Source organism: Clostridium sp. MCC328, from assembly GCF_018785465.1.
Classification (GTDB): Bacteria; Bacillota; Clostridia; order Lachnospirales; family Lachnospiraceae; genus Pilosibacter; species Pilosibacter fragilis.
The window spans coordinates 1-17,086 of sequence record NZ_WQPW01000121.1; the positions used below are offsets into that span (position 1 = coordinate 1).

Genomic DNA, 17,086 nt, shown 5'->3' on the forward strand with positions numbered 1-17,086 from the left:
CAGGACCTTTTTCCGGTACTTTACGACCAGGATCAGATGATAATAGAGTAAAAATACTGAATGTGCATTATTGTCAAGTTTTCTCATATTTATCAGCCTTTCTTTTCATTTCGACTGATTTAATTATATCACAAATGAGATCATTTGTCCATTATATTTCAGAACATTTGTTCTGCTTAATCTGCAATCTATTTTCCCTTCAGACTTCAGGCTTATTCATTGTATGCAGAATTGATGATATAGCACGACTACAAAAATCAATATCGGAGAAATTTACAATACACAACACAGCCATGTGCAATAATCTGATATTTACATGCCAACTATGGCACTATGCAAGAGATAGCAATTCATCTCACCACCTATAGAGGTGGGCGAATTCTTGCTGATTCTTGTTAAAACTTTTCCTTCCGATGTAAAGCACGGTCAGTCTGTGTCAAGCGGAAGCATCGTTTTTATTTTGAGTTTCTTTCCATCTGTCCGGACCATGACAGCGCCGGAAAGGCCTGTTTCATAGATCTTTGATCCATGTTCTAAAAGCCGCTCCCGGACTTTCTCTGCAGGATGTCCGTACCGGTTCTTTCTTCCGTAGGAGAGGATCGTCACGGATGGGGACAGTTTTTCTATAAACTCTTCGCTGGATGAGGTGGCGGAACCGTGATGTCCGGCTTTTAATATCGTCACCGGAGTCAGAACACCGGAAGTCAAAAGTGTTTCCTCCCCGGATGTCTCCATATCTCCCGTGAGGAGCACGGAAAAACGTCCGTAGGTCAGGCGGAATACCAGGGATTCCTCATTCCGGTCCGTGAACTCTGTTCCGCCATCCGGTGACAGGCATTCCATGGACATTCCTTTTCCCGGAAAGTTATTCCATATATCTCCCTTTTTGGCATAAAAAACAGGAATATCCCGCTTTTTCGCAATCTCCGCCATCTTCCCGTAGATCTCATCCTTTCCCGCCTCCGGCATCATGAGACCTCCCACCCGGATTCCCGATTCCGGGTGTTCCAGAAGATACCGGATCCCGTTCATGTGATCCTGGTCCCCGTGGGTCATGACCGCAAGATCCAGACGCGTCACCCCCTGGCTCTTAAGATACGGCACCAGAACCTTCTCTCCGATGGATTTCTGCTGGCTGCTGCCGCAGTCCACCAGGATCGTATGGGATTCGGAGCGCAGAACGATTCCGTCACCCTGGCCTACGTCGAGGAATGTGGCAGAGAGTCCGGTTTGGCGGGATGGGATCAGGAAAAGAAATGCCGCAAGCCAGGCGGCGCATAATAACACCAGGCGATGTTTTTTATTTTCCGCAATCTCCATCCCCCTCTCATAAACAACTGCTCCGAATATCATCAATCCATAATAACACCCAATTTTCCATATTTCCGGCTGCCCCAGCACCAGCTCTGCCCCCGGAAGCTCCCCTGTCCAATTACATATCACCTCATAAAATTTCAAAATATAATGCGCGCCTCCAAGCATCGCACCCCCAACCGATTCTGATAAAAAAGACAGACCTAGTCCAAGAAATCCCGATATGACCACATACGTCATAAGCGGGATCACAATTAGATTTAAGAACACCCCGTAGACCGGTATCCCAAAAGAATGCCAGAGAATGACCGGCGCTGTCACCACCTGGATCGAAAGACTTGTAAAGAACGCGGACGCTGCCGCAGATATTTTTTCATCCGTAAAAAGCTTTTCCCCCCGCGAAGAAAAAAGCCTGCCGGGATAGATCAGTGATGTCACCGCAAGAAAGGACAGCTGAAAGGACGCCTGGGACAGCAGATACGGATGGGCAAGCAGCAATCCTGCCGCCGGAATACACATTGCCGTCGGAAGATCGTATGTCCGCCCTACGGCCGCCGCGAGAAAGGAGAGCCCTGCCATTGACACCGCCCGGGCCACAGACGCGCCGCTGCCCACCATCATGCCGTAGGCGCAGAGAAATCCCCCTGCGAAGATCCCGGAGATCCAGAACCCCGCCCCGCCTTTCCTGAAAATCTTCCAGATTCCCAGTCCCACAATGGAGACATGAAGCCCGCTGATGGCAAGGAGGTGGGATATCCCATTCTTCCGGTAAAGTTCATAAATTTCACTGTCCAGATCATCCTTCTCCCCAAAGAGAACCGCCGACAGAATTCCAGCGTCCTCTGGGAGAGCGATCGCCTTTAACCGCTCAGAAAGGCACCTCCGGATCCGGTACAGGCTGTCCGAAAATACATGTACCTTCCCGCCAGTCACCGTATATCCCTCCACATAGATGATCCCGGAAATTCCGCGGGACCTGCAATACAGACGGTAGTCAAACGCCCCAGGATTTCTCGCCGGATCTGCCGCTTTTCCCTCTCCGAAGACTCGGATTTTCTCACCGACAGCGGGTGATGGTTTTTGCTTCGAAACCGCCTCAGCTGCTTCCCCTGTTTTATTCACATCCAGATAACATAAAACTCTTCGAAGCTTCTCACCAGACTCCCCATCTTTACCTTCCATTGCGCAATCCCTAAGCACGACCTCCAGCGTCCCATCCTTCTCCTTCACCGACTGGACAGTTCCCTGAAGAACCACGCCATCCTCATGTTCCTCCCGGAAAAATCCCTCCTCCCGGGAGAAAACCGCCTGCTCCGCTCCCATCCGAAGACATCCGGCAGACATTCCCGCCACAAAAAGAAAGACCGGCAGCCCATATCTGCTCTTCCGGCGGACAAACACGCACACCAAAAAGAGCAGCCAGACTGCCAGTCCAAAAATCATCTGCTCTGCCGGGATCCACAGGTTCAGTGCCTCTCCAAGTACCAATCCCCCTGTCACACACAGCAAAGGCCTTTTAATCGTTTTTTCCTCCTACGATATAATCGTAATTTCGTTCAAATACCGTGCTTAACGGAATCTGGTCCCGGAACACATCGTCCTGGGATCCGTTGATCCGGATCTGCACACGGCTCACCGTCGAGAGCTCCGCAAGGGAATCCACGATGGAATAGATCGGAATATATGCCGCCACATCCAGAGTGCTGTTTAAAAACGCCGCGTCAAGGTTGATCGAGCAGACCGAATCATTGACGGACACATTCAAAAGCTTCACATCTGACGGGATCGTCGCATAATGTCCAAGCTCCTGAGGACCTTCGATCAGCTGTTCCACGATGAGGCGCTCCAGGGATGTATTGCTGTTCTGCATAACTTCCCGCTTTTCCTCCACCAGCTGGTCTCCCGCCTCATTGGCAAAATACAGCGTCAGCTCCGTCCGCTCGAAGGAGTTGACATCGCGGATGCTGTCCACAAAATCAGAGGCGGAAAGCATTCCCACCGGGTTTCCCGCAGCGTCCGTGATCGGCTGCTCCGCGCAGTAGATGCTCAGATACTCGATATCCGGAATCTGGGTCAGTGTTTTCGTCAGCGCCGCCCGGCACAGGATCTCCTGCACCGAATTCATCAGCGCATAGTTGGCATCTGCATATAAATACAGAACATTCCCCTCGATCCGGTAGGTGATCTTTTCGATCCGCTCCGGCAGCGCTCTCTGACAGTCGAGATCCGCCGGCACATTTCCCATCTTATCGAGAAGTTCCCGGACCAGTGCATCCAGGTCCGTCGTCTCCGTCCGGTACTCGCTTCCAACGAGCTGGATCCCGGACGTGTTTAAATAGTAGATCGTATAGGCATTTCCGCTCTGCTCCACGGTCGTCTTTCCCGTACAGCCGCTTAAGGCGAACAGAACCGCGAAGAGGAGAAAAAACACCCGAAACATCCTAAATTTCTTCATTTTTCTCCCTCCTACGGAATATAGATCAACGGGATCCGTACCATAAAGGTACTTCCCTCGCCCTCGACACTGTCCACACGGATCGCGCCGTGATGCATCAGGACCACACTTTTCGTGATCGCAAGTCCAAGCCCTGTTCCGCCGGTCTCCCTGGATCTCGCCTTGTCCACGCGGTAGAAGCGTTCGAACACGCGCTCCTTAAACTCCGCAGGAATACCGATTCCGGAATCCGCAACCTTTAAATAGAAGAACTTGTGGTCGGCATCCAGTGTGACCCGGACCCATCCGTCTTCCTTATTATATTTGACCGCATTCTCCACCAGGTTATTCACCGCCAGGGAGAATTTCACCTCGTCAATATCCGCTGAGACATCGCGCTTACTCTCGAAGATCAGCTCGATATTCCGCTTTCTGGCGATGGGACGCAGGCGTTTTAAGACCATCTCGATCAGTCCGTTGATCTGGACCTGGCTGCAGGAAAGTCCCGAGGACGCCTTGTCCATGCGGACCAGAGTCAGAAGATCGTCGATGATCTTACTCTCACGGTCGATCTCATCGGAGATATCGTGCATGAATTCCTGGTAAAGTTCCTTCGGCGTGTCCTCCATTCCCATCAGGGAATCCGCAAGGACACGGATCGACGTGATCGGAGTCTTGAGCTCATGGGAGACATTGGAAACAAACTCCTGTCTCGACTGGTCCGCGGCCTTCAGCTTCTCCAGGGTTTTATTGATGGTCTCGGAGATCTGCTTTGTCTCCCGGTACGCCTCCTCATTGACATCCTCATCCAGGTTTCCCTCACCTACACGCCGGATCGACGCGATCAGGCTTCCAAAGGGCTTCATGATAAAATGGACCGAGAGGACCGCAAGGATCAGCAGGATCACGAAGATCATCATCTCGTACAGGGATGCCTTATCATTCAGACTGTCCTCCAGACTGTACATGCTCTCCGTCGACGCTGTCACGATCATCACGCCCGCAGTCTTTCCCGTTGTGATGGTTCCCGTCTCCTGCTCAAACTCCGGAATTGGGATTGCCAGGACGAAATAGTGTTTCAGGCTGTCATACCGGCTCGTATTCTCACCCTGGAAGCACCTGATCACCTCATTGGAAATCAATGTCTTTCCCTTCGAGAGAGAAAACGTATCCTCTACGATCTTAAACCCGGAGTTTACGATCAGGATCCGTCCGCTGAAGATATCCGAGAGCAGGGAGAGCTCCGTATCGATGGCGGCGTTGTCCACCACCGAGTTTGTGAGATATCCAGTTCTTGACATCTTATTGCTCAGGATCTGACACTGGTTCTGGACATCAATGATCCGGCGCTCCACCTGACTCTGTCTTGAGGAACTGGCAAGGATCCGGCTCTCCACGAGAAGCGGGATCATACAGAACATCACCATCAGGATGATCAGGGGAACCTTGACGCTCGGCGTATGCTTCCGGTAAATTTTCCGGATCCTTTCCCTAATTTTTCTCATGTTCCTCTTCCATCTTTCTCGTTGCCGTCACAGCAAGGCTGCCCGGTCCGATATGGCACGCGATGCTTAAGGAAAGCGGTGCCATGTATACATCAGCATTCGGGAAGCGCTCTTCGACCTCTTTCTTAAACTCCAGCGCTGCTTCCTCGTTGTCGGTGTGGGCGATTGCCAGATGGCAGTTTCTGCACTCACTGTCGTGAAGCCTCCCGTCCAGCTCTTTCTGGATCGCGTTCATCATCATGGTCTTTGCCTGCTTCATGGTACGGGCTTTCGCGAAGGAATCAAGCTTTTCACCTAAAATGATCAGCACTGGCTTGATTTTTAAAAGTGTGCCGAGAGCCGCTGCAGCCGGTGTGATCCGGCCGCCCTTTTTCAGGTATTTTAAGGTATCGACGGTGATGAAGATGACGGAATCAGCCGCAGTCTCCTCCAGGCGCTTCTTGATCTGCGTTCCGTCCATCCCCATAGCTGCCAGCATCTGCGCGTCCTTTACAGACTGATACTGGGTCACAGAGATCCGTCGATTGTCAACGACGAACACTTTTCCCTCGTACTCATCCTCTCCCGCCAGCATCATCGCTGTGGAGCAGGATCCGGAAAGTCCGGAGGACATCGGGATATGGATGATCTGGTCATACTCTTTTAAGAGCTTGTCCCACATCTTCAGGATGGAATCCGGTGTGGGCTGGGAGGTAGCGATATCAGCATTGTCCTTTAATCTCTGGTAGAACTGCTCCCGTGTCAGTGTGATATCTTCGTAATATGTTTCTCCATCTATCATAAACGGCATTGGCAGAACCGCAACTCCCATCTCTTTTGCCTGAGCCTGGGTGATTCCGCTGTTGCTGTCTGTTACAACTGCAATTTTCATACAAAACTGCCCCTTTCTGTTTCTCTTTCGTCCGCCCTCTTTCTCTCCATTCCATACGGACAGGACTCGCTCCTATTTTAACCGATTTCCTACCTAAATGGAAGTGCAAAACTGCCCAAACTGTGGACGAAATAGAAAATTTATGATATGCTGAGCAGTAAGTGAGTGAAAAACATGCTCGCATGTTTGGCACGAGCGGCGAAGCGGATTACGGCAGCCGCAAAGCAGCGCTTAGTGTGAAAGCGCAGACCGTAATATGCAATGTATTTTTAATATGGGGGTACAGATTATGCCTTATTGTCCGAAATGCGATATGGAATTTGTCGAGGGAATCAAAGTCTGCAGCGATTGCGGCGGTCCCCTCGTGGAATCAAAAGAAGTGGCGGAAGCCATGAAAAAGAAGGAACAGGAAGAACAGCTTGCCGCCATGGCGCAGGAGATGGATCCGTTTTCCGGTGAAGGGACTGATACGGAGTTCTCCGGGGATAATCCACCCGAGAAGTCTTCCCCGGCCGCTGAGCCGGTCCACGCCTACGTGGATAAGGGCCAGCGCTACGATGACATGAGTTCCTCCGCATCCGCGTTCTTCTTAGTCGGCGGGGTACTTGCCATCGGCGCGGCACTCTGCCTTCTGGGAATTTTCCATCTCCCAATGGCAGGATTCCAGAAATATATGTTTGAGGGCGTTCTCGTTGTTCTCGCCATCGGCAGCTTTGTCGTTGCAGTCTCCTCAAGGAAGCGCGCTGCCGAGTTAAAGGTGGAAGCCGACGATGAAAAACGCCAGACCCAGGAGATCATCGATTGGTTCTTAAAGAATTACTCCGCAAAAGAGCTGGATGAGCAGCTTCTGATGGAAGACCCGGACCTCTCCGGCGAGGAACTGAGTCTCAAGCGCTTCGAGCTGATCCAGGATTTCCTCATCACCGGCCGCGACATCCCTGACCAGTCCTATGCGGATTCGCTCTGTGAGACGCTGTATACGAAGCTGTACGATCAGGAATAATTTAAAAGACTGTCTGACCGATGAACCTGATTCATCAGCCGGGCAGTCTTTTTAATTTTCTTATTCAAATTTCACGATTTCCTTCTTCAGCCTCATCATGATCTTCTTCTCCAACCTCGAAATATATGACTGGGAGATCCCCATGAGATCCGCCACCTCTTTCTGCGTCATCTCCGTCCCATCCCGACGCTTCAGACCATAGCGCAGCTCCACGATTTTTCTCTCCCTCGGGCTTAAGCGGTTCACCGCCTTCTTAAGAAGGTCTTTTTCCACCTCATCCTCCATGTCTTTATAGATCACATCCTCCTCCGTCCCGAGAATATCCGACAGCAGAAGCTCATTCCCGTCCCAGTCCACGTTTAACGGCTCATCGATGGAAACCTCAAGCTTCATCTTGCTGGTCCTACGAAGATACATCAGGATCTCATTCTCAATACATCTGGACGCATAGGTCGCCAGCTTGATATTTTTTGTCGGGTTAAAGGTGTTGATGGCCTTGATGAGTCCAATGGTCCCGATGGAGATCAGGTCCTCTACGCCAACGCTGGTATTATCAAATTTCTTTGCTATGTAGACGACCAGGCGGAGATTGTGCTCGATCAGCTCTGCCTTTGCCTCTTTCTCCTCTTCGGTTCCAAACTTATTTAACGCCTCAGTCTCCTCCTTCAGTGACAGCGGAGCCGGAAGAATATCCGCACCTCCAATATAATGGATCTCCCCCCGCTCCGGACGGATCATCGTGCGGAACCCCATCACTTTTTTGAGGCGGAACCGGTTTGGCATAGAAATTCTCATAATCATACTCATTCTCTCCTTTTTCTAACTGTTAGTCACCTTCACAGTTATTTTTTCACACATCGTCATTCATACTTCATGTCAATCCCCTATTGCCACAGGCACATTTTCCCCTGACACCAGACACTCCGGCAGTATCATCGCAAAATCCTTCCCGAAAAACAGAGGTTCCTTCGAAATCGCCACGATCGGACGCTCGATCCAGATACTCCCGCACTCTTCGGACATGACCTCCATCCGGTCAAAGAGAACTCCCGGCAGCATTCCATTTTCCGTTCCGACAGCCCGGTATGGGATCATAAGGACTCCCGCCTTCTCTCCTAAGAACTCTTTCGCATCCGCCGCCGCGATAATGCTCACCGGCTTTCCCGTCACAGGCTCCACGAGCCGATTCCCTGAATCCGCCATCGCCGTGAACTCCTTCGACTTTTCATTTAAGAAAAGACGGACCTGATACCGTGTTTTCCCGATCATCGGCCGCCTCACAAGAGCTACCGCCAAGAAACGAACTCCCATACAGAAAAATCCCATAAACATCAGACTTTTCCAGCCTGTAAGAAAACACCGCTCCCGCAGAATCGCCAGCCCACTCTGCAAAATCCCTGCGGATAAGACCAGGACTCCCAGTTCCTTCCCGCGCCACTTCAAAACTTTCATCCAGGAATCTCCGCTATCTGCAGAAGCATTCCTTTTCTCCTGGCGCATGGTCTGTTTTCCCGGAAAAGCGATCCAGATCATCAAAAATCCTGTCACCAGCAGTTTCCAAACTTCCCATATCCCAGCGAATACCGGCTGTCCGCCTGCAGGACATCTTCCCATAAGTTCCAGATAAACGCTTCCAGTACTGCAGAGTCCCCCGGCGATCCCGGCGCCCAGAAGTCTCAAGGCCTCTGCCCGCCTTCTCATAAGCACCGCCGCCAGCCATAAGATCAAAGCATCCCGGTACACCTCCTCCAGAAAAAAGAGATCGGCGTACCAATCATACTCCACCGGACTTCCTCCTTTCCCTGGCATCCCTTTCTGATGTTTTCCCATAGTATACCTGTCTTTCTCTCCAGAATTTGTCAAAGCAGGGACGAGAAATTTGAAAACCCATCGGGTCGTTTTAACAGAATCTCTCCTGTTTTTTCATGAAGATCAGAGATTTCCGCAGACATTTGCGGAATACACGAAAAAAGAAGAACAAAAAGAAAGCAGATCTGGACATTTTTTGTCGCGATCTGCGGTGAAATTTCAGAAATATTTTGCGCGAATGCGCATCATTGGCACGTTAGTGCCTTTTGTGTAATAGGGAATTCCTCGGAATTTCCTATTACACAAAAAGACCTGGAAAAGATTTCTCTCTTCCAGGTCTCAATATGTTCATAAATTGTAACTGTTCAATAGGTCTGCGCACTTGCTGCGCTGACCGTAAGAAAACATAGGCTGGAAGGCAAAAATCCCATCAGCGAAGCTGATCTGGAATGGATTTTTGCACGTAACTATGAAGGTACTGAATAGTTACCATAAATTAAATTCCAATACGGCTTGTCCGTCCTCAGAATCTTATCTGCGGTTCTTTAAGAAATCCGGGATATTGATCTGGGTCTCGCCGCGCTGTGCCGGACGGTAAACCGGGGCATTTCCAGTCGGGATGTTGTACTTCGGTACGGAAGTCTCTGTTGTAGCTGCTGCCTCAGACGGAGTCTTTACGGACGGAGCAGTTCTCTGAACCGGAGCCTGCTGAGCCGGTACCTTTGTCTTGTAGTTTGTGAAATCCTTCATTGCGCGCTCAACCGGTGTGTTTGCACCGTGTGCGTCAAGGCCTGTAGCGATAACTGTGATCGTTACCTCGTCCTCCGCATTCTCATCGTACATAGCGCCGAAGATGATGTTAGCATCATCGCCTGCAAGCTCCTGAACATAGCCAGCAGCCTCGTTTGCCTCGATCAGGCTGATGTCGCCGGAAATGTTGATGATAACGTGGGAAGCACCCTCGATGGTTGTCTCAAGAAGCGGGCTGGATACAGCCTGCTTAACAGCCTCAAGTGCCTTCTCGTCGCCCTTCGCCTTACCAATACCGATATGAGCGATGCCCTTATCTGTCATAACCGTCTGAACATCAGCGAAGTCAAGGTTGATAAGACCCGGAACATTGATCAGGTCTGTGATTCCCTGTACTGCCTGGAGAAGAACCTCATCGGCTTTCTTTAATGCATCCGGCATGGTTGTCCGTCTGTCAACGATCTCAAGGAGACGGTCGTTCGGGATCACGATCAGAGTATCCACTGCGTTCTTTAAGTTCTCGATTCCCTTTAACGCGTTGTTCATTCTCTGTCTGGCTTCGAAGCGGAACGGCTTTGTTACAACGCCGACTGTAAGAATTCCCATGTCTTTTGCGATCTGAGCGATCACTGGAGCTGCACCGGTACCGGTTCCGCCTCCCATACCACAGGTAACGAATACCATATCTGCGCCCTTAAGTGCCTGGGAGATCTCCTCCTGGCTCTCCTCAGCTGCCTTCTCGCCGATCTCCGGCTTTGCGCCTGCGCCGAGTCCCTTTGTGAGCTTCTCACCGATCTGCATGGCAGTCGGAGCTTTACAGAACTGAAGCGCCTGTTTATCTGTGTTGATACCGATAAACTCAACGCCCATAATATTTTCTTCTACCATGCGGTTTACCGCGTTATTTCCGGCACCGCCGACACCGATCACAAGAATTCTTGCGGCATTCTCTGCCTCGTTTATCTTAATCTCTAACAAGAATGTCTCCTCCTTTAATATCTATCAATCTATTACATCTGTATTAGCATGGTCATAAAAATCCCAAGTTAATCTAACATATATCATATTTGATTTTTTGAAAAATATCAACCTTAAATTTATGGTTTTTTTGAAAAAAACACTGATTTTCCGCTGTCCCCGGCCTAAGCTTTCTTACGGTCAGCGCAGCAAGTGCGCAGACCTGATGAATCGTTACTCTAATTCTTCTTCACAAAACGGTACGTCGGGCTGGAATTCGTCTCGTCATAGGTATCCAGATACAGCGTACCCGAAAGTCCTGTGAGCTCCGTCATGATATCGTGAAGCTCCGCGATCTTTCCGTCAAGGCTATCCGAATTTCCAAGCTCCACCGTGATGTCCCCCATCACAAGCTCTGCCTCATTGTAGCTGTTATAGTTGATCTTGTCCACCTGGATATCGCTGACATTCAGCACCTGGGTCAGGTTTAAGATCTCGCCGAAAATATCCTGATCCGCCACCGGAAGCGGCTGGTGCAGGACGATATGTCCGAACTCGAGACCAGTGATCACCGGAACGCCCGGAAGCTGCTCGGAAGAGCTCTCCACAATGATTCCGTCCTTATCGAAGTACATGTAGCTGCTCATGTAGGAGACGCAGCCCACAACGCTCTTCTCAAACACAACGACCTCCACCTTTGTGGGGCTCTTGAAATTGATCTTATATTCCTCGATAAACGGAATAGACTTGTGCTCCTTAAACCGGTTCTGATAATAGCAGAACGCGGAATTTCTGGACCACTTGCCGTCAAATAAGAGCGACTCGATCTGTTCCTTCGTATACTGCTTATTTCCGCTCACTTCCACATCCTTGATCCGTATCGAAAAGACAAGAACGAGAAGAATGACGAGAATCGCCAGGATCACTCCAATGATGATCCCCGTCTTTCTTCCTCCTCTCCTGTTGTACATTCCAAATCCGTTGCTGCTTCTTCTCCCGAAATGGAAATTGAAGCCGCGTCTTCCAAATCCAAGACCTCTTCTTCTAAATAACATCTTCTCTTCACCTGTTATCTGATCACTTGTTCTCACGTAACATCATTGGGACCCGCGCACCTGACACACTGATCACCGGAAGACTCTGGTCTGGAGCAAAAAATCCATTGCCACGATCATCACAGCTCATCTTCCTCTATGTCTGCCCCAAGCTTTCTCAAATCTCTTCCGATATCCTCGTACCCGCGCTTTAAATGTCCACTGTCCGAGATCACACTGAGTCCGTCCGCCGCCAGGGCCGCCACTAGAAGCGCCGCCCCGCCGCGAAGATCCGGCGTCTCCGCAATTCCCGGAACAAGAGGATATCTTCCTCTTATTATGGCTGTATCTTTATGGAGCGATACGTCGGCCCCAAAGGCTGCAAGCCGCATCGCCGCCTCAAACCGTGCCTCATACACGGTCTCTTTAAACCGGCTCTCCCCGCTTCCCGCTGCCTCCACGGCGAGAAAGACAGACTGAAGATCCGTCGGAAATCCCGGGTATGGCCCGGTGTCGATCTCGACCCCGGCCGGACGCCGTTCCATCACCATACCGATCCTGGCTTTCGGTCCGGTCGCCCCGGATATCCGGATCCCGGCTCCCATTTTTCGGAGTGCCTTTAACGGTTCTACCAGAACCACCGGATCCACACCGGTGATCTCGATCTCCCCGCCGGCTGCCGCTGCCGCCGCCAGGTATGTCCCCGCACAGATTCTGTCTCCTGCCGTCACATGATCCGTCGGAAAGAGCTTTTCCACCCCGTCCACCGTGATAGTCCCGGTGCGCTCCCCGGATATCTTTGCTCCCATGGAACGCAGGAAGCTGCAGAGTTCCACGATCTCCGGCTCCCTGGCACAGTTTAGGAGCTTTGTCGTGCCGGATGCCAGAGCGGCAGCCATCAACGCGTTCTCCGTCGCACCGACACTGGGATATGGAAAACGGAATGTTGTTCCACAAAGCTTTTTCGCTTTTGCAATCAGCATTCCGCCATCATCAAGTATCTCTGCTCCCATTGCCCGGAGCACATCCAGGTGAAAATCGATCGGACGTTTTCCGATCACACAGCCGCCCGGATACCAGGTCGTCACCTCCCCGGCCCTGGATAACAGCGGTCCCAAAAGCAGGCTGGAAGACCGCATCTTCCCCACCGTCTTCTCGGAGATCACCGTTCCAGAGAGCCCGGAGGCATCGATCTCCAGGACATCGTCCTGAAACATCACCTGACACCCAAGGTCCCTTAAGATCTCCGCCATGAGGAACACGTCCGAAATTCTCGGAACATTCCGTATCTCGGTTCTTCCCTCTGTCAAAAGACTCACCGCCATCATGGGCAGCACCGCGTTTTTTGCACCCTGGACTTTTATTTTTCCATGCAGAGGCTTAAGCCCCTGAACTTTAAACACCTGCAAACCGATTCCCCCGCATATGCCGCTATAAAACAGTATATGCAAGAGCATCAATTATGTTACTGCTGTTCCAGCCTGATCTGGTTGGACACACTTAGTACCATTCCCATCTCAATCATCAAAAACAGCACCGACGTACCCCCGTAACTGATAAACGGAAGCGTGATTCCCGTGTTAGGAATCACATTCGTAACAACGGCAATGTTCAAGACGACCTGGATCGCGATATGTGCCAGAACACCTGTCACCAGCATTGCACCAAATAGATCCGGCGCATTTCCGGCGATGACTAAAAATCTGTACAGCATGAACAGGAACATGAATATCACGGCTACCGCGCCGAAAAGTCCCAGCTCCTCACAGATCACCGCGAAGATCATATCGTTCTGCGGCTCCGGAAGGAAGCTTAACTTCTGGATACTCTGTCCCAGTCCCTTTCCGAGAAGGCCGCCGGAACCGATGGCGTACAGTCCCTGAAGGACCTGATATCCACCGGACTTCGGATACGCCTCCGGGTTTTTCCACACCAGGATTCGGCTCAGCTGGTAGGAATGGAGGATTCCTGCCTTCTCGAGGGCGATGGCCACAGGCGGCGCGAAGACGATGACAGTGATTCCAAGCACCACCGTCGCAATAAATGGCCATTTTCTCTTGCACGCGATAAACATCATGACGAAAGCGATTCCGCAGATGATGATACCGGAGCTTAAGTTGTTCATGGTGACGAGGAGTGCCAGAGGTCCGATGAGGACCGCGATCATTCCCCACACCCGCCATTCATTGATCTGCTTTCCAAGCCTCGTGATGAGCACGGCCAGAAGCAGGATCACCACGATCTTTACAAGCTCTGCAGGCTGGAAACGCAGGGATCTTGTTCCCAGCCATCTTTTCTTGCCGTTAACCGCGATTCCCAGTGGTGTAAATGTTACAAGGATCTCGCAGATATAGGATACCACTACTGCCGGAACAGTAATCTTCGCAAAGAAGTGATAGTCGATCTTTGAAATGATCAGCATCAGGATGAATCCAGCCACGGCGATCTGTCCCTGACGCACCATGTAGTAGTTGGACGGCTGCCTGCTCACCTGGGCATTGTAGGCGCTGGAACTGTAGATCATGATCAGTCCGAATACCGTAAGGAAGATAATGACCACTAAGAGGTCATAGTCGTAAAAACGGCGTGCTTTCTTTTTCCGTTTTCCCTCTTCCTGTACAGGAGCCCCGTACATCTGCTGCTGCCGCAGCATTTCCTGTCTCTGCTGCATCTCACGGCGCTGCTGCATCAGAAGCTGCTCTCTTCGCTGTCCCTCCTGCTGGCGTTTCGCCCGCTCTCTTTCAATCTGCTGACGCTCCAACTGTTCTCCGGACATCTGCTGTCTCTGCATCTGCTGTCTCTGCATCTGCTGACGATGTACCTGCTGTCTCTGCGCCTGTGCCCTGCCGCCGGCTTTTCGAACTTTCTTTCGAGCCACGCTAAGCCTCCATTACAGCGCGTTGACGCATTCCTTAAAGATCCGTCCGCGCTCCTCAAAGTTCTTGAACATTCCCCAGCTTGCGCATGCCGGAGAGAGCAGCACATAATCGCCTGCATTCGCGTAAGAAGCGCATACCTGAACGGCCTCCTGCATGTCTTCCGCGTACATGATATCCGTGATACCATGTTTCTTTGCGCACTCGGCGATCTTGTCTCTTGTCTGGCCAATGAGGACGAGATAGCGGACTTTTCCGTCAAAGTTCTCGATCCACTCGTCATACTCGGAATGCTTGTCATACCCGCCTGCGATTAAAAGTGTCGGTCCCGGCATCGCCTTGATGGCCTGGATCGCCGCATCCGGGTTTGTTCCCTTGGAGTCATTATAATAAGTAACGCCGAAACGCTCTCTTACATACTCGATCCTGTGCTCTACAGCCTTGAACTCCCTGCATGCCTCGCGGATCATATCCATCGGGACGCCTAAATGGATCGCGATGGCAACGGCTGTCATCACGTTCTCGTGGTTATGTCTTCCGATGATGTTTAACTCGTTGACATCGAGGACCTTCTCGTTCTTTCCATCATGGCGGTAAACGATGAAATCTCCGTCCATGAAGATGCCCTCGTCGAGCTTCTCCTTGCTGCTGAAGTAGAGGACCTTGCACTTTAAGGTCTTTCCGAATTCTCTGAGGACCGGATCCTCGTAGTTTAATACGCAGGTATCTTCCTCTGTCTGGTTTCTTGTGATCCCCTCTTTGACCTGGATATAGCACTCCATGGTCTTATGGCGGTCCAGATGGTCCGGAGTGATGTTTGTGATCGCGGACACATTCGGATGGAAATCCATGATGGTCTCAAGCTGGAAGCTGGAAACCTCCGCGACGGTAACGGACTCGTCTGTGGTTTCAAGAGCGTGAGCGGTGTACGGATCACCGATATTTCCTACTACGAATACGCTCTTATAGAACTTTCTCATGATCTCGCCTGTGAGGGCTGTCGTTGTTGTCTTTCCGTTTGTACCTGTGATAGCCGCAAGTTTTCCCTTTGAGCAGTGGTAAGCAAGCTCGATCTCACTCCAGATCGGGATCTTCGCCTCGTCGATCACCGCAACGAACGGTGCCTCAAGCGGAATACCAGGGCTGATGACGCATAACTCCACACCCATAAGGTCTGTCTTCTTCAGTTCACCGAGAACGATCGTCACCTTCGCGCCCTCATCAAATTTTGCTTTCAGCTTCTCTTCGGAAAGCTTCTCATTTCCATCATAAAGAACCACTTCGCCGCCCTGAGCAAGCAGAAGCTTTGCGGCAGAAATACCGCTGATTCCCGTTCCTGCAACTAATACTTTCTGTGACATGGTTTCTCCTCCTATATACTCGTAATGAATGACCGCTCAGCCTGCTATTTTCCTGCGCATGTCTGAACATTTACCCTAATTATAATCCCATGTAGGCAACCAGGCAAAGGATCGCCGTAACGATCGAAAATACTGCGACAACTCTCGTCTCGGACCATCCGCAAAGCTCGAAATGGTGGTGGATCGGAGCCATCTTGAAGATTCTCTTCCCGCCAGTCTTTTTAAAGTATGTGACCTGAATGATGACGGAGAGGACCTCCACCAGGTAGATCAGGCCAACGACGGCGATAAAGATCGGCATCTGCATCATGAACGCGCTGGATGCCACGAAACCGCCGAGGGCCAGGGAACCCGTGTCTCCCATGAACACCTTCGCCGGATATACGTTGAACAGTAAAAAGCCTAACAGACTTCCCACAACGGCACCTGTGATCGGGCTGATCCCACTGTTTTCTCCGATGGCAACCACGGTGAAGAATGTCGCCACAAGGATCGTAACACTTGTGCAGAGACCGTCAAGGCCGTCTGTAAAGTTTACACCGTTGTCGGTTCCGAGAACGATAAAGAATACCGCCGGAATAAACAGCCAGCCGAGATTCAGATAATATCCATTTTCAAATCCGCCAGTGAAAGGGATCAGCATTCCTGTTCCCACTTCCCCGGAAGTCATCAGATAGTAGGTGAAAATCCCTGTGATGATGAACTGACCGATGAGCTTCTGGATCGGGTTTAAACCTTCCGAACGCTTCATGACGATCTTGATGTAGTCATCCAGAAAACCGATGATTCCGAATCCCACCGTCACGAAGAGGATCGGGATGATCCGCGGATAGCTCTTAATGTAAAATAAGGATGTGATCACGATCGCCGTGAGGATGATGAGTCCTCCCATCGTCGGTGTTCCCTGTTTCTTTAAATGGCTCTGCGGACCGTCATCGCGGACCTGCTGTCCGAATTTCAGCCGGTGAAGAAATGGAATGATCACCGGGCAGAGCGCTGCGCTGATTGCGAAGGCGATAATGATCGCCAGAATTGTCTCATTTACCATGCTGAACCTCATATTTTCCTGCTGCACCTCATACTTCCTATGTAAATTGACATGCCGTCTTCCGACAGCACCATGAAATTCAGCTGTTCCGCGCCTTCGGCGCTCCCACAGCTGCCGCCTGACA

The 17,086-nt window shown here is 51.0% G+C and carries 13 protein-coding genes and 1 pseudogene; 1 reads left to right on the plus strand and 13 read right to left on the minus strand.

The genetic code is table 11. The features are described from left to right. From GPK83_RS14765 to GPK83_RS14785, 5 genes and pseudogenes are all read right to left on the minus strand, one after another. Window positions 1–87: pseudogene (locus tag GPK83_RS14765) on the minus strand (IS200/IS605 family transposase); the annotation flags it as partial. 339 nt (window positions 88–426) lie between these two features. After that, the gene (locus GPK83_RS14770) at window positions 427–2,802 is read right to left on the minus strand and encodes a DNA internalization-related competence protein ComEC/Rec2 (RefSeq protein ID WP_215705142.1); all 2,376 of its coding nucleotides are present in this window, start codon (window positions 2,800–2,802) and stop codon (window positions 427–429) included. Between the two features lie 28 nt (window positions 2,803–2,830). Further along, complete coding sequence (locus GPK83_RS14775; RefSeq protein WP_015555043.1) at window positions 2,831–3,769, minus strand: GerMN domain-containing protein; 939 nt, start codon at window positions 3,767–3,769, stop codon at window positions 2,831–2,833. Between the two features lie 11 nt (window positions 3,770–3,780). After that, window positions 3,781–5,253 carry a HAMP domain-containing sensor histidine kinase gene (locus GPK83_RS14780; protein ID WP_215705143.1) on the minus strand — a complete coding sequence of 491 codons (1,473 nt, stop codon included), beginning with the start codon at window positions 5,251–5,253 and terminating at the stop codon, window positions 3,781–3,783. Then, window positions 5,240–6,124 (minus strand): DegV family protein, encoded by an 885-nt coding sequence (locus GPK83_RS14785; RefSeq protein WP_015555045.1) that lies wholly within the window; start codon window positions 6,122–6,124, stop codon window positions 5,240–5,242. The genes GPK83_RS14780 and GPK83_RS14785 overlap by 14 nt, the downstream gene beginning before the upstream one ends. A 274-nt stretch (window positions 6,125–6,398) precedes the next feature. Here GPK83_RS14785 and GPK83_RS14790 point away from each other — a divergent pair, with 274 nt between their 5' ends. Beyond that, window positions 6,399–7,127, plus strand: coding sequence for a hypothetical protein (locus tag GPK83_RS14790; RefSeq protein WP_252196383.1), 729 nt, complete (start codon window positions 6,399–6,401; stop codon window positions 7,125–7,127). Window positions 7,128–7,187: 60 nt separating this feature from the next. Here the strand turns inward: GPK83_RS14790 and sigE are convergent, their stop codons facing one another. The 8 genes from sigE to mraY all read right to left on the minus strand — a co-directional run bounded on the left by sigE (window position 7,188) and on the right by mraY (window position 16,962). Further along, window positions 7,188–7,928: an RNA polymerase sporulation sigma factor SigE gene (sigE, locus tag GPK83_RS14795; RefSeq protein ID WP_215705144.1), complete on the minus strand. Its 741-nt coding sequence runs from the start codon at window positions 7,926–7,928 to the stop codon at window positions 7,188–7,190. Between the two features lie 75 nt (window positions 7,929–8,003). Then, window positions 8,004–8,912, minus strand: coding sequence for a sigma-E processing peptidase SpoIIGA (locus GPK83_RS14800; RefSeq protein WP_215705145.1), 909 nt, complete (start codon window positions 8,910–8,912; stop codon window positions 8,004–8,006). 555 nt (window positions 8,913–9,467) lie between these two features. Continuing rightward, window positions 9,468–10,664 carry a cell division protein FtsZ gene (gene ftsZ, locus GPK83_RS14805; protein ID WP_021905887.1) on the minus strand — a complete coding sequence of 399 codons (1,197 nt, stop codon included), beginning with the start codon at window positions 10,662–10,664 and terminating at the stop codon, window positions 9,468–9,470. A 218-nt stretch (window positions 10,665–10,882) separates the two neighbouring features. Beyond that, window positions 10,883–11,698: a cell division protein FtsQ gene (locus tag GPK83_RS14810; RefSeq protein WP_345941829.1), complete on the minus strand. Its 816-nt coding sequence runs from the start codon at window positions 11,696–11,698 to the stop codon at window positions 10,883–10,885. A 119-nt stretch (window positions 11,699–11,817) separates the two neighbouring features. Further along, window positions 11,818–13,080, minus strand: coding sequence for a UDP-N-acetylglucosamine 1-carboxyvinyltransferase (murA, locus tag GPK83_RS14815; protein WP_242990596.1), 1,263 nt, complete (start codon window positions 13,078–13,080; stop codon window positions 11,818–11,820). Window positions 13,081–13,142: 62 nt separating this feature from the next. Next, on the minus strand, window positions 13,143–14,555 hold the full coding sequence (locus tag GPK83_RS14820) for a putative peptidoglycan glycosyltransferase FtsW (RefSeq protein ID WP_345941830.1): 1,413 nt from the start codon (window positions 14,553–14,555) through the stop codon (window positions 13,143–13,145). 12 nt (window positions 14,556–14,567) lie between these two features. Then, window positions 14,568–15,914 (minus strand): UDP-N-acetylmuramoyl-L-alanine--D-glutamate ligase, encoded by a 1,347-nt coding sequence (murD, locus tag GPK83_RS14825; RefSeq protein WP_015555051.1) that lies wholly within the window; start codon window positions 15,912–15,914, stop codon window positions 14,568–14,570. A 79-nt stretch (window positions 15,915–15,993) separates the two neighbouring features. Beyond that, window positions 15,994–16,962, minus strand: coding sequence for a phospho-N-acetylmuramoyl-pentapeptide-transferase (gene mraY, locus GPK83_RS14830; RefSeq protein WP_117470952.1), 969 nt, complete (start codon window positions 16,960–16,962; stop codon window positions 15,994–15,996). Between the last annotated feature and the right edge of the window lie 124 nt (window positions 16,963–17,086).

Coding starts and splice junctions, on each gene's coding strand:
- GPK83_RS14775 (WP_015555043.1), bottom strand. CDS start 3,769: ATGAAGAAATTTAGGATGTTTCGGGTGTTTTTTCTCCTCTTCGCGGTT.
- GPK83_RS14780 (WP_215705143.1), bottom strand. CDS start 5,253: ATGAGAAAAATTAGGGAAAGGATCCGGAAAATTTACCGGAAGCATACG.
- GPK83_RS14785 (WP_015555045.1), bottom strand. CDS start 6,124: ATGAAAATTGCAGTTGTAACAGACAGCAACAGCGGAATCACCCAGGCT.
- GPK83_RS14790 (WP_252196383.1), top strand. CDS start 6,399: ATGGGGGTACAGATTATGCCTTATTGTCCGAAATGCGATATGGAATTT.
- sigE (WP_215705144.1), bottom strand. CDS start 7,928: ATGATTATGAGAATTTCTATGCCAAACCGGTTCCGCCTCAAAAAAGTG.
- GPK83_RS14810 (WP_345941829.1), bottom strand. CDS start 11,698: ATGTTATTTAGAAGAAGAGGTCTTGGATTTGGAAGACGCGGCTTCAAT.
- murD (WP_015555051.1), bottom strand. CDS start 15,914: ATGTCACAGAAAGTATTAGTTGCAGGAACGGGAATCAGCGGTATTTCT.
- mraY (WP_117470952.1), bottom strand. CDS start 16,962: ATGGTAAATGAGACAATTCTGGCGATCATTATCGCCTTCGCAATCAGC.